Below are 11,537 nucleotides of genomic sequence, written 5' to 3'. Positions count from 1 at the left end.
GGTTACGGCGGTCATAGCGTGGGGGAAACGCCCGGTCCCATTCCGAACCCGGAAGCTAAGACCCACAGCGCCGATGGTACTGCACCCGGGAGGGTGTGGGAGAGTAGGTCACCGCCGGAACATCATTACAGAAGGGCCCTGACAAGGAATGTCAGGGCCCTTCGACATTTAACCCCTCCCCACGCCGCAGCGAGCGGAACCCCGTCCCAGGGAAACCCTCAGGCCAGTGCCCCAACGCGCCATCACATCCTGCCCGGATTCCTCGGACCCGCCATCACTTCCCGCCCACTACCCGACAGCATGTGATGCTGTTCGGGGAGAAGGGGCAGGATGTGATACCGCGTTGGGGGAAAAGGGGCAGGATGTGATACCGCGTTGGGGGAAAAGGGGCAGGACATGATGCCGCGTCGCGGAGAGTTTCGTAACGACGATGATGGATTGTTGAACAATCAGTCTTTTTAGGGCATTCTTGAAGGACACCCATCCGAGACGGAGATCACAATGCCCAGCATCGACCTGAACAGCGACGTCGGCGAGTCCTTTGGGAACTGGTCGTTCGGCGATGACGCCGCCATTTTCGAAAGTGTATCCAGCGCCAACGTCGCCTGCGGTTTCCACGCGGGCGATCCCGTTGGCATCATGGCCACCTGCCAGGCTGCTGTGAAGGCCGGCGTCACCGTTGGCGCCCACCCCGGTTACCGGGATCTGGCCGGATTCGGCCGCCGCTTCGTGGACATGACCCCGGAAGAGCTGACCGCTGACGTCGTCTACCAGATCGGCGCCGTCCAGGCGGTGGCCCTCGCGGCAGGAACCGCCGTCCGCTACGTCAAGCCCCACGGTGCCCTCTACAACACCATCGTGAACCACCCCAAGCAGGCCGGCGCCGTGGTCGCTGCGATCCTCGCCGTGGACCCCACGCTGCCCCTGATGGTGCTCCCGAACTCCGAGATCCAGCGCCAGGCCGAAGCTGCCGGACTGCGGACCGTGGCCGAGGCCTTCGCCGACCGGGCCTACAATCCGGACGGCACCCTGGTCTCCCGCCGTGAACCGGGCGCCGTGCTGCACGAGGTGGCGGACGTCGTCGAGCACGTCCTGCGCCTGGCAACCGACGGCGTGGTCCGTGCCATCGACGGATCCCTCGTCCCCGTCAAGGCCGACAGCATCTGCCTGCACGGTGACACTCCCGGGTCCGTGGCCATGGCCGCTGCCGTCCGCGCCGCACTGGTGGACGCCGGCATCCAGATCCAAAGCTTCGCTTAGCCATGACCGCTCAGCAGCACGAGGCTCAAGCAACCCCACATGCCGCCCTGACCGGGATCCGCCCCGCAGGGGACCGGGCCATCCTGGTGGAGCTGCCGTCCCTGGACGCTGTCCTCAGCCTCCAGGCGCAGCTCACCGCACATCCGCAGCCGGGCCAGATCGACGTCATTGCCGCCGCAGGAACTGTGATGGTCACCGCTGATTCGCCGCAAGCGGCGCAGGCCCTGGCCGCGCACGTCCGCGGCCTGGACCTGGAGGCGCCCGCGGAGGCCGAGAGCACGCTGGTCACCATCGATATGGTGTACGACGGCGAGGACCTGGATGAGGTGGCAGCCCTCACCGGGCTCGACCGCGGGGGAGTGGTGGCAGCGCACACGGGCCAGCTGTGGACCGCGGCTTTCGCCGGCTTCGCCCCGGGATTCGCCTACCTCACCGGCCAGGATTCCACCCTCGAGGTTCCCCGCCGCCGCTCGCCGCGCACCGCCGTCCCCGCGGGAGCCGTTGCCCTGGGCGGCGCCTACTCGGCCGTCTACCCCCGGCAGTCCCCGGGCGGCTGGCAACTGATCGGCCGGACCGCTGCAGCCATGTGGGACCTGGGCCGGGAAAGGCCCGCGCTGGTCCGGCCCGGGGACACCGTCCGGTTCAACGCGATCCGTGCCCAGGCGACCGTGACGAACCACCAACAATCCATTACCGGCGCGACATCAACAGAAGAACACGCCACCGAAGGCCTCGTCGTCCGCAAACCCGGCCTTCAGTCCACCATCCAGGACCTCGGCCGCCCCGGCTACGCGTCCCTTGGCGTCAGCAGCGCCGGCGCCATGGACCGTGGAGCCCTCCGCCGCGCCAATCGCCTCGTGGGCAACGGCGAAGGTGACGCCGGCATCGAACTCCTCTTCGGCGGACTGGAACTCGTGGCCCGCAGCGACCAGGTCCTTGCCGTCACCGGCGCAGCCGTTCCGCTGGAGATCACGCCCCCAGACGAGCAGAGGGCTGGGGAAGAAAAGCGGACGACGGTAGTACGCCACCCCGCGTGCGACGCCCCCTTTGCCCTCCTGGCAGGGGAGCGACTGACCGTCGGCACCCCCACGGCAGGGCTGCGCTCCTACGTAGGGGTCCGGGGCGGACTCGGCGGACCCGCAGCCCTCGGCAGCCGTTCCACCGACACCATGTCCGGCATCGGCCCTGAACCGCTTCAGGCGGGCGCCGTCCTGCCCGTACGGACTCCCAAGCCCGGGAGCATCGTGGGCCACCCCGAGGTCTCGCCCCTCCCGGACCGGGAAAAAGCCACCGTGCTGCGCGTGGTCCCCGGACCCCGGCAGGACTGGTTCAGCGGCGAAACCCTGCAGGAGTTCCTTCGACGGGAATGGACCGTCACGCCACAGTCGAACCGGATCGGACTCAGGCTGAACGGCCACGCCCTCACCCGCAGCCGGGACGGCGAACTGGCCAGCGAAGGAACCGTCCGCGGCGCCGTGCAGGTACCCCCGGAAGGCCAGCCCGTCCTGTTCCTCTCCGACCACCCGGTGACCGGCGGGTATCCGGTGATTGCCGTCGTCGTCCACGCAGACCTGGACAAAGCCGCCCAACTTCCCCCGGGCACCACCGTGCGGTTCGCCGCCATGCTCCCGGCAGAACTGCCCGAAACACCTAAGGAAAGCCCCCATGCGTAAAGTCCTCATTGCCAACCGCGGCGAGATTGCCGTCCGGATCGCCCGGGCCTGCGACGATGCAGGCCTGGAAAGCGTGGCCGTCTACGCCGATCCCGACGCCGATGCACTGCACGTTTCCGCCGCCACCGAGGCGTACGCGCTGCCCGGTTCCAGGCCCCAGGACACTTACCTGGACATCGAGAAGATCCTCGCCATCGCGGCGAAAAGCGGCGCCGACGCCGTCCACCCCGGCTACGGCTTCCTGTCCGAAAACGCCGGCTTCGCCCAGGCAGTCATCGACGCCGGCCTGACCTGGATCGGCCCGTCCCCGGAAACCATCCGGCTCCTGGGCGACAAGGTCAGCGCCCGCGAAGTGGCCGTCCGCGCCGGCGCCCCCCTTGCCCCGGGAAGCGACGGCCCGGTGGCCAGCGCCGCCGAGGTCCGCGCGTTCGCCGAGCAGGTCGGGCTCCCCGTCGCCATCAAGGCTGCCTTCGGCGGCGGCGGCCGCGGCCTGAAGGTGGTCCGGAACCAGGCCGATATCGAGGAAAGCTTCGACTCCGCCGTCCGTGAATCCCTGGCCGCCTTCGGCCGCAGCGAGTGCTACGTGGAGAAATTCCTGGACCGGCCCCGCCACGTGGAAGCCCAGGTCATCGCCGATACCCACGGCAACGTGGTGGTGGTGGGCACCCGCGACTGCTCGCTCCAGCGCCGGCACCAGAAACTCGTCGAGGAGGCTCCCGCGCCGTTCCTCACCCCCGACCAGCGGGCGGCCATCCACGCCTCGGCCAAGGCCATTTGCCGCGAGGCCGGCTATGTGGGCGCCGGCACTGTGGAGTACCTGCTGGACGGCAGCGGCTTCCTGAGCTTCCTGGAGGTGAACACCCGGCTGCAGGTGGAGCATCCCATCACGGAGGAGACCTCGGGCGTGGACCTGGTGGCAGCCCAGCTGGCCATCGCGGCGGGGGAGAAGCTGCCCATCCTGGAGGACCCGGAAGCGCGGGGCCACGCGTTCGAGTTCCGGATCAATGCCGAGGATCCGGGCCGCGGCTTCCTGCCGTCCCCGGGTGCCGTCACGGAGTTCGAAGTGCCGACCGGGTCCGGGATCCGCGTGGACACCGGTGTCCGCGCCGGCTCCGTGGTGCCGGGGCAGTTCGACTCCCTGCTGGCCAAGCTGGTGGTCACCGGCGCGGACCGGCAGCAGGCCCTGCGCCGCGCCCGCCGCGCCCTGCGCGAGTTCCGCATCGGCGGTCTGGCCACCGTGCTGCCGTTCCACCGGGCCGTGGTGGAGGCCCCTGATTTCACCCGCGACGGTGGGCTGGACATCTACACCACCTGGATCGAGAGCGAATTCGCCGCGGCACTGGCGGCGGACCCTGCCTTCAGCCCCGCCGCCCCGGAGGAGCCCCGCCGCACCATCGGCATCGAGGTGGACGGCAAGCGCATGGAACTGGGGCTGCCCAAGGCGCTCCTGGATTCGCTGCTGGACGGCGGCCGCCGGGGAGCCGCCGGCCGGGATGACGCGGACGCTCCGCAGCAGAAGGCAGGGGAAGAAGCGGAAAGGAACGACGGCGACCTGCTGGCCACCATGGCCGGCACCGTGGTCAAGTGGCTGGCTGAGCCCGGGTCCAGCGTCGAGGAGGGTGAGACGGTGCTGGTGCTCGAGGCCATGAAGATGGAAACGGCCGTCGCCGCCCACCGTACCGGCACGCTCGGCGAGCAGTTCGCTGCGGCGGGGGAGGCCGTCGCGCCCGGCCAGGTGCTTACCAGTATCGGGTAGGCGGGATGCCGGCGCAGTGGCGCGGGCAGGGGCCGATATCGTGGTGCCATGACGTTTGACGAGGTGCTGGCCGATCTCCAGGCCCAGGCCAGGACCACTAAGCACGCCGAAACGGGCCTTTGGGTGGCCGCCCAGCTGCGCAGCCGCATCGAGGCCGGCAAGCTCAAGCCCGGTTCCAAGCTCGCGGAGGAAGCCCTCCGCGAGGCCCTGGGTGTGTCCCGCAATACCCTGCGGGAGGCGTTCACCGCGCTCCATGCCGAGCACATCGTCACCCGCATCCCCAACCGGGGCGTGTTCGTCGCACACCCCACCGCGGACGACATCCGCGAAATCTACCGCGTCCGGCGGTTCCTGGAACCCGCAGCCGTGCTTTGGGCCGGAGAGGCCCCGCTGGAGCCCCTGGCGGCGATCGTGAAAACGGCCCGGGCCGCCGCCGCGGACGGGGACATTCCCGGCATGGCCGGCGCCAACCAGGACTTCCACCGCGCCCTGGTAAACCGTGCAGGCAGTGAGCGGCTCAACAGCCTCATGGAGCAGGTTTTGGCCGAGATGCGCCTGGTATTCCACTCGATGGCCGCCAACCCTGCCTTCCATGAGCCGTACGTGCAGGACAACGCCAGGATCGTGGAACTCCTGGAGGCCGGGGACCGGGCCGCGGCAGCGGACTTCCTCTCCACTTACCTGGACCGCGCCGAGGCCCAGCTGCTCGCCGCCGTCGAACGCTAACCCAAAAACCCTTCCCGGGGAGGGGTTGCGGGATTGTTGAACAAAACGATATGCTGTGGATCACACCGTTGTCCTGCAGCTCACAAAATCCTGCAGCTCTGACGTAACCGGGGCTCCCGCCCCCCGGCGCCGCCCAACCATTCAACCGGGGGCACGGACGCGCCGGCCCCCACTTTTCGCAGACCCGTCACGGGTCCCCTGGGAAGGGATAATCATGCTTGTACTCATCGGGGTGCTGCTGGTGATCGTTGGTTTCGCCATCCGCCTGAACCCCCTGATCGTCGTCACCGTCGCCGGCATCGTCACCGCGCTGCTGGGCGGGATGAACCCCGCACAGATCCTCGACTCGTTCGGCACCGGCTTCGCCAGCAGCCGTTCGGTCACCATCTTCGTGGCCGTGCTGCCGGCGGTGGGCATCATCGAGTACTTCGGACTGCAGGAGCAGGCCAAGGTCCTCATCGGCCGGCTGGCCAAGCTGACGGCGGGCCGCGTCCTGATCGGCTATCTGGCCGTCCGCCAGATCACCGCCGCCGTGGGCCTGAACAGCATCGGCGGCCACGCCCAGACCGTCCGCCCGCTGGTGTTCCCCATGGCCGAAGGCGCCGCGCTGCGCCGCTACGGGCACGTTCCGGAAAAGATCAGCGAGAAGATCAAGGGACACTCCGCCGGCGCCGACAACGTGGGCGTGTTCTTCGGTGAAGACGTGTTCGTGGCCGTGGGCTCCATCCTCCTGATCACCACATTCGTGGACACCACGTACCACCTGCACCTGGAACCGCTCCAGCTGGCCCTCTGGGCCATCCCCACCGCCATCGCAGCCTTCCTCATCCACGGTTTCCGGCTCCTGCGCCTGGACAAGCAGCTGGACAAGGAATACCGCGAATTTGAGCTCACCGCCCAGAAGGAAACCGCAGGAGAAGCCAAATGATCAACGTTGAAGCCGTCTACTGGCTGATCGGACTGCTGTTCGTCGCCTGGGCATCGCTGATTGCCGCCGATACCAACCACCCCCGCCGCTGGGGCAGCTCCGCCTTCTGGGGCATCCTGGGCCTGTGCTTCTTCTACAGCACATGGGTCCAGGCCGGAACCGCACCCGGCTGGATCCTGGGCGTCGCGGTCCTCGTCCTGGTCGTCCTCGCCTCCACCGGGCTGCTGGGCCACGGCAAGCACCGCACCTCCAGCGGCCCGGAACGTGAGGCCTTCGCGAAGCGCTTCGGCAACAAGCTCTTCATCCCGGCCCTGACGCTGCCCCTGGTCACCGTCATCCTGGTCCTTGCAGCGCCTGTGCTGAACATCGGCGGCACCCCGCTGCTGGACCCCAAGAACACCACGCTGGTAGCCCTGGCCATCGGCGCCGTGGCCGCCGTCGTCGTCGCCCTCATCATCCTCAAGCCGAAAAACCCGGCGACCCCCATCTTCGAAAGCCGCCGCATCCTCGAATCCATCGGCTGGGCAGCGCTGCTGCCGCAGATGCTCACCACGCTGGGCATCCTCTTCACCAAGGCCGGGGTGGGCACCGCCGTGGGCACGCTGGCATCGGGCCTGCTGCCCAAAGGCTCGCTGATCGCCGGCGTGATCGTTTACTGCGTGGGCATGTTCCTCTTCACCGTGCTGATGGGCAACGGCTTCGCGGCGTTCCCGATCATGACGGCGGCCATCGGCTGGCCCGTGCTGGTGCAGACCTTCCACGGCGACCCCGCCATCGTCTTCGCCATCGGCATGCTCGCCGGCTTCTGCGGCACGCTCTGCACCCCCATGGCCGCCAACTTCAACCTGGTGCCGTCCGCGCTGCTGGAAATGAAGAACAAGTACGGCGTCATCACGGCCCAGGTGGGCACGGCCATCCCGCTGCTGGCGGTCAACATCGGACTGATGTACTTCCTGGCCTTCCACTAAACCCCTTCGCAAAGGAGCACCATGGACAACGATCTTCGCGCACAGGCGGCACCGGATTACGCGGCCGTGGTGCTGGGCAACCTCGCCGAGCCCTACCCGCACTCGGCGCACCACACCCAGGCGTCTGCTGACGACCGGCCCACCCCGGAGCAGATCCATCCCGCCTTCTACACCTCCTTCGACTGGCACTCCTGCGTGCACATGCACTGGCTGGGCGCCAGCCTCCTGGGCTCGCCTGCTGTTGCGGCTGCTTCGGAAGGAGCGTCCGACGGCGGCACGGCGGCCTGGGTGGACAGCTCCACCGAGGCGTCGCTCCGGGCAGCGCTGGGCGCCAACCTGACGCAGGCCAAGCTGGCGGTGGAACGGGACTACCTGGTGGCCAACCCGTCCTGGGAGCGGCCCTACGGGTGGGCGTGGCTGATGCGGCTGGCCGCCACATGTGCTGGCTCCTCCGATGCGCAGCTCCGGGAATGGGGCGCGGCCCTGGAGCCGCTGGTGGACGCCGTGGCGGAGCTCAGTGTGGCGTGGATGGCCAAGGCCCAGTACCCGGTGCGGCACGGGCTGCACACCAACGCCGCGTTCGGCGTCGGCTACATGCTGGATGCCTTCCGGTCACTCGGCCGGGCCGATGCTGCCGCGGCATGCGAGGAAGCGGCCCGCACCTGGTTCGCCAATGACCGGGGCTGGCCGGGCGACTGGGAGCTCAGCGGCCAGGACTTCCTCTCCGCCGGGCTGAGCGAGGCGGACCTGATGCGCCGTGTCCTGTCCGCCGACGAGTTCGCCGCCTGGTTCGCGGCGTTCCTCCCCGGCCTTTCCGCGGAGTCGCGGATCCTGCAGCCTGTCAGCGTCACGGACGAAACCGACGGCTACCTGGTGCACCTCCACGGGCTCAACCTGACCCGCGCCGGGCAGGTGGCCCGGATCATCGCCACGCTCCGCGAATCCTCCACATCGGAGGCCTCCGCCTCGGCAGCTGTGCTCAACGAGGCCCTGGACCCGCTGTTGAAGGCCGGGCTCCGCGGGCTGGAGAGCGGCGACTTCATGTCCACGCACTGGCTGGCCAGCTTCGCCTGGGATGCCTGGGGCTCAGTGCGGGCCCTGGACTGAGCTGCCTGGGCCGCGGCCGCCCGCATCACGGAACGCGCAGGATGATCGGGGGCGTGGTCACAGGCCCGCCGCACTGTTCGGAACCACCCACCCTGGTCCACACCAGGTCAGTCTCCTGCTGGGCCAGTAGGGTGCGGCCGGCGCTGAGGGCCCGGAGTGCCACGTGCTGCGGAAGCGGAGCCGACGAGACAGTGAAAGCCCACGTGTCGGGAGCCGTCCTGGTGCCGAGGAACGGAGCAGGGGTGTGGGTAGAACCTGGAGCAGTTTCGGTGGGAGTCGGGGTGTCGGGCGCCACGGTCTTTATAGGCACCGGCAGTCCGTAGTCCGCCTGCCGTTCGGAACACCCCAGGTTGCTGCACAGTTGGACCTCGTCGACGGCCGAATTATCCCCGGCAACGGTGACGGTAATGATGCTGGCGTATCCCACGGCCGGGCAGACTGTGCTGCATCCTGCGGCAGGCACCGCCGCCACCAGCAGCACCGCCATGTTCAGGATCCCCCACCCCGGTTTCATGCCTTGAGTGTAAGCCGCCGGCCACAGTCACAATCTGTGCGGTAGGCTCCGGTGGTGCGTCCGGGGTGTGCCGCGCGCTAGTCTTTCCTCACCGCGCGTGGAGCGTGACCTGGGAGCAGCGGGCAGGATCGTAATGAGCTGGCCACCGCCCGCGAGCCCAAGGAAAAGCCGATGCACCGCAACCAGAACGGTACCTGCCCGCCAGTTTCCGCCGCAGCAGGGGAAGTCATCACGCTCAAGCCCCGGCGGAAGCGGACCCGGCATCCCCGGTTGGCCGCCGTGTCCGGTTCGCCGAAGGAACCGTAGCAGGCACTGGCGTGGTGGACGCTGTGACATCGGATTACTCCGTCATCTGGATCTGGACGGACCAAGGCCAGGGCCGCCGGATGTTCCTGCAGGGCTATGGAAGCATCGTCAGCGCGGTTTAGGTCCGACGCCGAACGGCCGGGGACGTCCGGCCACGAGCCAGGCAACTCCGCCCAGCACGCTTCCTAAAACGAGAAATACCAGCCAGGTGTCCCTGGTGAAGGTCCGGATGTCCCGCTCGTCGGTCTGGCTGAAGTCGACCAGGCTGTAGCCCCAGATGGCAAGGCACGGAATGAGCGCCAGCCAAGGCAGCAACAAAGTGGCACCAGTCGCGTTCATATGACCAGTATGCGCCGCTTCTGTCGTGGCAGCGGCGGAGCGGGCCACTCAGGGGACGGGTCGGTCCCGTTGCTCGCGACGCCTGACCCGCCGCTCCTCGGCCTGGAGGATGCCATCGCGGACCGCGGCGCGGATCACGCCGTACAGGATGTAGAAGAAGACGGCTCCGACGAGGACAAACAGGACCAGCCCGGTAAGGTCACCCATTGTTTTCCTCCTCCGGCCAGTACTGCTGAACGGACGCCGCCGCCTGACGCAACGCCCCGCCGTCGAGCATCAGGGACGTTTCCTCCAACCCGAAGTCGGTCCATTGGCAAACCAGCCGGACGTCACCGGCAGGCGGAAGCGGCCACAGCCAGAGGGTGCCGCTGCCGGAGAACTCCTCATCGCCCCCGCCGCCACCGCCGCCGTTCAGGGCGAGGACCGGAGGCTCCGGGTTGGTGCCCGGTTCCACCAGCCCGTAGGGAATTTGGCTGCCGGTGCTCGCTTTTGAACCGTCAGGGAATTCGACGCCGAACATCAGCCCGGTCTGCCGTTCGCTGCGCCCGCGAAAGCCCCTGCCGGGCTGGAAGAACAGCGGCTGCAAATCGTCCCAGTCCCTATCGGATTGATCGGTCCGGCGGAAGAGCCAGGACAGACTGAACAGGCACCCGGTAGAGAAGACTTCGGCGCCTTTGACCGCCACCACCATTCCCGGTGTCCGGCTCACGAACCTGCCCAGATGGACAACGGCAGGCAGTTCATAGGCGGGTGCAGCCACCCAAGGGGGCGGGACGTGCCTGGTTGACCGCGGCCGGGGCGGCAGGGGAGGGACGGGAAAGTCCTGGAAAAAGGTCATCAGCGGTCCTTGGGTGCGCTGGCGGTGACCGACCAGCGGAACGGCGGCAATGGCCACCCTGGATCCCCCAATCCGTCCTTACCTGCGCCAGTCTAGCCTCCGGCCCTGCCTGGTCTTCCCGGAAATGACGGCCCCAGGGCTCCTTTTCATCCTTTGGTGGGAAAATAGAGGCAGGGCACTTGTCACGGCGCCGGCCCGGCAACGGCAGGTCCCGCCCAGCAAAACAGGAGGGGATCCTGATGGACCCCACCACAGTCGTTGTCATTGTCCTCGTCGTCCTGCTCCTCATTGTGGCAAGGATGTCCGTGCGGATCGTGCGCCAGTTCGAGAAGGGCGTGCTCTTCCGGCTCGGCCGGGTCATGGGAGTGCGGGAGCCCGGGCTGCGGCTGATTATCCCGGTGGTTGACCGGCTGCCGCTGGTGAGCCTGCGGATCGTTACCATGCCCATCCAGTCCCAGGGCATCATCACGCAGGACAACGTGAGCGTCGATGTGTCGGCGGTGGCCTACTACCGCGTCGTGGACGCCGTAAAGTCCGTCATCGCGATCGAGAACGTGGCCGCGGCCATCGACCAGATCGCCCAGACCACTCTGCGCAAAGTGGTGGGCCAGCACACGCTGGACCAGACCCTGTCCGAAACTGCACGGATCAACGCCGATATCCGGGAAATCCTCGATGTGCTCACGGTCGAGTGGGGCGTCGAAGTCACGCTGGTCGAACTGAAGGACATCCAACTGCCCGAAAGCATGAAGCGCGCCATGGCCCGGCAGGCCGAGGCGGAACGGGAAAAGAGGGCGAAGATCATTGCCGCCGAAGGTGAGGCCATCGCCGCAACGGCCCTGGGCGACGCCTCGGACACGATGATGGCCCATCCGTTGGCGCTGCAGCTCCGCAACCTGCAGTCCCTGGTGGAGATCGGCGTGGACAAGAACACCACGGTGGTCTTCCCCGCTCCGCTCATGAGCACCATCGGTGAACTGTCCGCCTTCCTGGCCCGCGAAAGCCAGTCGGCGTCCTCCGGCAGCAAGTCGCCTGTCAAAGCGGCCTGACCAGCGCACGGACAATCAACGCCGCGGCCCCGTGAACCGAGGCGGTCCGGCCCTTTCGTTCCCGGACTCCGCC

13 protein-coding genes and 1 rRNA gene are annotated in these 11,537 nt (G+C 68.1%); 10 read left to right on the top strand and 4 right to left on the bottom strand.

The window, feature by feature from the left end:
- Window positions 1-3 precede the first annotated feature (3 nt).
- The 8 genes from rrf (at window position 4) to AC1DIP_RS16910 (ending at window position 8,418) form a co-directional block, all read left to right on the top strand.
- Window positions 4-120 (top strand): 5S ribosomal RNA (rrf, locus tag AC1DIP_RS16945).
- Between the two features lie 381 nt (window positions 121-501).
- Window positions 502-1,260, top strand: a complete 759-nt coding sequence (locus AC1DIP_RS16940) for a LamB/YcsF family protein (RefSeq protein ID WP_477734430.1) — start codon at window positions 502-504, stop codon at window positions 1,258-1,260.
- 2 nt (window positions 1,261-1,262) lie between these two features.
- On the top strand, window positions 1,263-2,933 hold the full coding sequence (locus tag AC1DIP_RS16935; protein WP_477734429.1) for a 5-oxoprolinase subunit B/C family protein: 1,671 nt from the start codon (window positions 1,263-1,265) through the stop codon (window positions 2,931-2,933).
- A complete protein-coding gene (locus tag AC1DIP_RS16930; RefSeq protein WP_477734428.1) occupies window positions 2,926-4,689 on the top strand; it encodes an acetyl/propionyl/methylcrotonyl-CoA carboxylase subunit alpha in 1,764 nt (587 codons plus the stop codon). The genes AC1DIP_RS16935 and AC1DIP_RS16930 overlap by 8 nt, the downstream gene beginning before the upstream one ends.
- Before the next feature lie 48 nt (window positions 4,690-4,737).
- Complete coding sequence (locus tag AC1DIP_RS16925; RefSeq protein WP_477734427.1) at window positions 4,738-5,415, top strand: GntR family transcriptional regulator; 678 nt, start codon at window positions 4,738-4,740, stop codon at window positions 5,413-5,415.
- A gap of 214 nt (window positions 5,416-5,629) precedes the next feature.
- Entirely contained in the window at window positions 5,630-6,343 is a 714-nt protein-coding gene (locus tag AC1DIP_RS16920; RefSeq protein ID WP_477734426.1) for a DUF969 domain-containing protein, read from the top strand.
- Window positions 6,340-7,311, top strand: coding sequence for a DUF979 domain-containing protein (locus AC1DIP_RS16915; RefSeq protein WP_477734425.1), 972 nt, complete (start codon window positions 6,340-6,342; stop codon window positions 7,309-7,311). Before AC1DIP_RS16920 ends, AC1DIP_RS16915 begins: the two co-directional genes overlap by 4 nt.
- Before the next feature lie 21 nt (window positions 7,312-7,332).
- On the top strand, window positions 7,333-8,418 hold the full coding sequence (locus AC1DIP_RS16910) for a DUF2891 family protein (protein WP_477734424.1): 1,086 nt from the start codon (window positions 7,333-7,335) through the stop codon (window positions 8,416-8,418).
- A 25-nt stretch (window positions 8,419-8,443) separates the two neighbouring features.
- Here the strand turns inward: AC1DIP_RS16910 and AC1DIP_RS16905 are convergent, their stop codons facing one another.
- Window positions 8,444-8,932: a hypothetical protein gene (locus AC1DIP_RS16905; protein ID WP_477734423.1), complete on the bottom strand. Its 489-nt coding sequence runs from the start codon at window positions 8,930-8,932 to the stop codon at window positions 8,444-8,446.
- A 171-nt stretch (window positions 8,933-9,103) separates the two neighbouring features.
- Here AC1DIP_RS16905 and AC1DIP_RS16900 point away from each other — a divergent pair, with 171 nt between their 5' ends.
- Window positions 9,104-9,238 carry a hypothetical protein gene (locus AC1DIP_RS16900; protein ID WP_477734422.1) on the top strand — a complete coding sequence of 45 codons (135 nt, stop codon included), beginning with the start codon at window positions 9,104-9,106 and terminating at the stop codon, window positions 9,236-9,238.
- A gap of 108 nt (window positions 9,239-9,346) precedes the next feature.
- On the opposite strand, the gene AC1DIP_RS16895 is transcribed toward AC1DIP_RS16900, so the two are convergent.
- Genes AC1DIP_RS16895 through AC1DIP_RS16885 form a run of 3 tightly spaced genes read right to left on the bottom strand, consistent with a single transcriptional unit; the run spans window position 9,347 to window position 10,415 of the window.
- Entirely contained in the window at window positions 9,347-9,577 is a 231-nt protein-coding gene (locus AC1DIP_RS16895; protein WP_477734421.1) for a hypothetical protein, read from the bottom strand.
- A 48-nt stretch (window positions 9,578-9,625) separates the two neighbouring features.
- Window positions 9,626-9,784: a hypothetical protein gene (locus AC1DIP_RS16890; RefSeq protein WP_477734420.1), complete on the bottom strand. Its 159-nt coding sequence runs from the start codon at window positions 9,782-9,784 to the stop codon at window positions 9,626-9,628.
- Entirely contained in the window at window positions 9,777-10,415 is a 639-nt protein-coding gene (locus AC1DIP_RS16885) for a hypothetical protein (protein WP_477734419.1), read from the bottom strand. Before AC1DIP_RS16885 ends, AC1DIP_RS16890 begins: the two co-directional genes overlap by 8 nt.
- A 239-nt stretch (window positions 10,416-10,654) precedes the next feature.
- On the opposite strand from AC1DIP_RS16885, the gene AC1DIP_RS16880 reads away from it, so the two are divergent.
- Window positions 10,655-11,464, top strand: a complete 810-nt coding sequence (locus AC1DIP_RS16880; RefSeq protein WP_476209633.1) for an SPFH domain-containing protein — start codon at window positions 10,655-10,657, stop codon at window positions 11,462-11,464.
- The last annotated feature ends 73 nt before the right edge of the window (window positions 11,465-11,537 follow it).

The organism is Pseudarthrobacter sp. 05T312 (assembly GCF_056396685.1).
Note: the sequence above shows the minus strand (reverse complement) of the source record. Positions and strands in the feature narration are given on the sequence as shown.

Bases quoted from the DNA above. Each gene is read 5' to 3' on its own strand.
- AC1DIP_RS16940 (WP_477734430.1), top strand. From the start codon at position 502: ATGCCCAGCATCGACCTGAACAGCGACGTCGGCGAGTCCTTTGGGAAC.
- AC1DIP_RS16935 (WP_477734429.1), top strand. From the start codon at position 1,263: ATGACCGCTCAGCAGCACGAGGCTCAAGCAACCCCACATGCCGCCCTG.
- AC1DIP_RS16930 (WP_477734428.1), top strand. From the start codon at position 2,926: ATGCGTAAAGTCCTCATTGCCAACCGCGGCGAGATTGCCGTCCGGATC.
- AC1DIP_RS16925 (WP_477734427.1), top strand. From the start codon at position 4,738: ATGACGTTTGACGAGGTGCTGGCCGATCTCCAGGCCCAGGCCAGGACC.
- AC1DIP_RS16920 (WP_477734426.1), top strand. From the start codon at position 5,630: ATGCTTGTACTCATCGGGGTGCTGCTGGTGATCGTTGGTTTCGCCATC.
- AC1DIP_RS16915 (WP_477734425.1), top strand. From the start codon at position 6,340: ATGATCAACGTTGAAGCCGTCTACTGGCTGATCGGACTGCTGTTCGTC.
- AC1DIP_RS16910 (WP_477734424.1), top strand. From the start codon at position 7,333: ATGGACAACGATCTTCGCGCACAGGCGGCACCGGATTACGCGGCCGTG.
- AC1DIP_RS16905 (WP_477734423.1), bottom strand. From the start codon at position 8,932: ATGAAACCGGGGTGGGGGATCCTGAACATGGCGGTGCTGCTGGTGGCG.
- AC1DIP_RS16900 (WP_477734422.1), top strand. From the start codon at position 9,104: ATGCACCGCAACCAGAACGGTACCTGCCCGCCAGTTTCCGCCGCAGCA.
- AC1DIP_RS16895 (WP_477734421.1), bottom strand. From the start codon at position 9,577: ATGAACGCGACTGGTGCCACTTTGTTGCTGCCTTGGCTGGCGCTCATT.
- AC1DIP_RS16890 (WP_477734420.1), bottom strand. From the start codon at position 9,784: ATGGGTGACCTTACCGGGCTGGTCCTGTTTGTCCTCGTCGGAGCCGTC.
- AC1DIP_RS16885 (WP_477734419.1), bottom strand. From the start codon at position 10,415: ATGACCTTTTTCCAGGACTTTCCCGTCCCTCCCCTGCCGCCCCGGCCG.
- AC1DIP_RS16880 (WP_476209633.1), top strand. From the start codon at position 10,655: ATGGACCCCACCACAGTCGTTGTCATTGTCCTCGTCGTCCTGCTCCTC.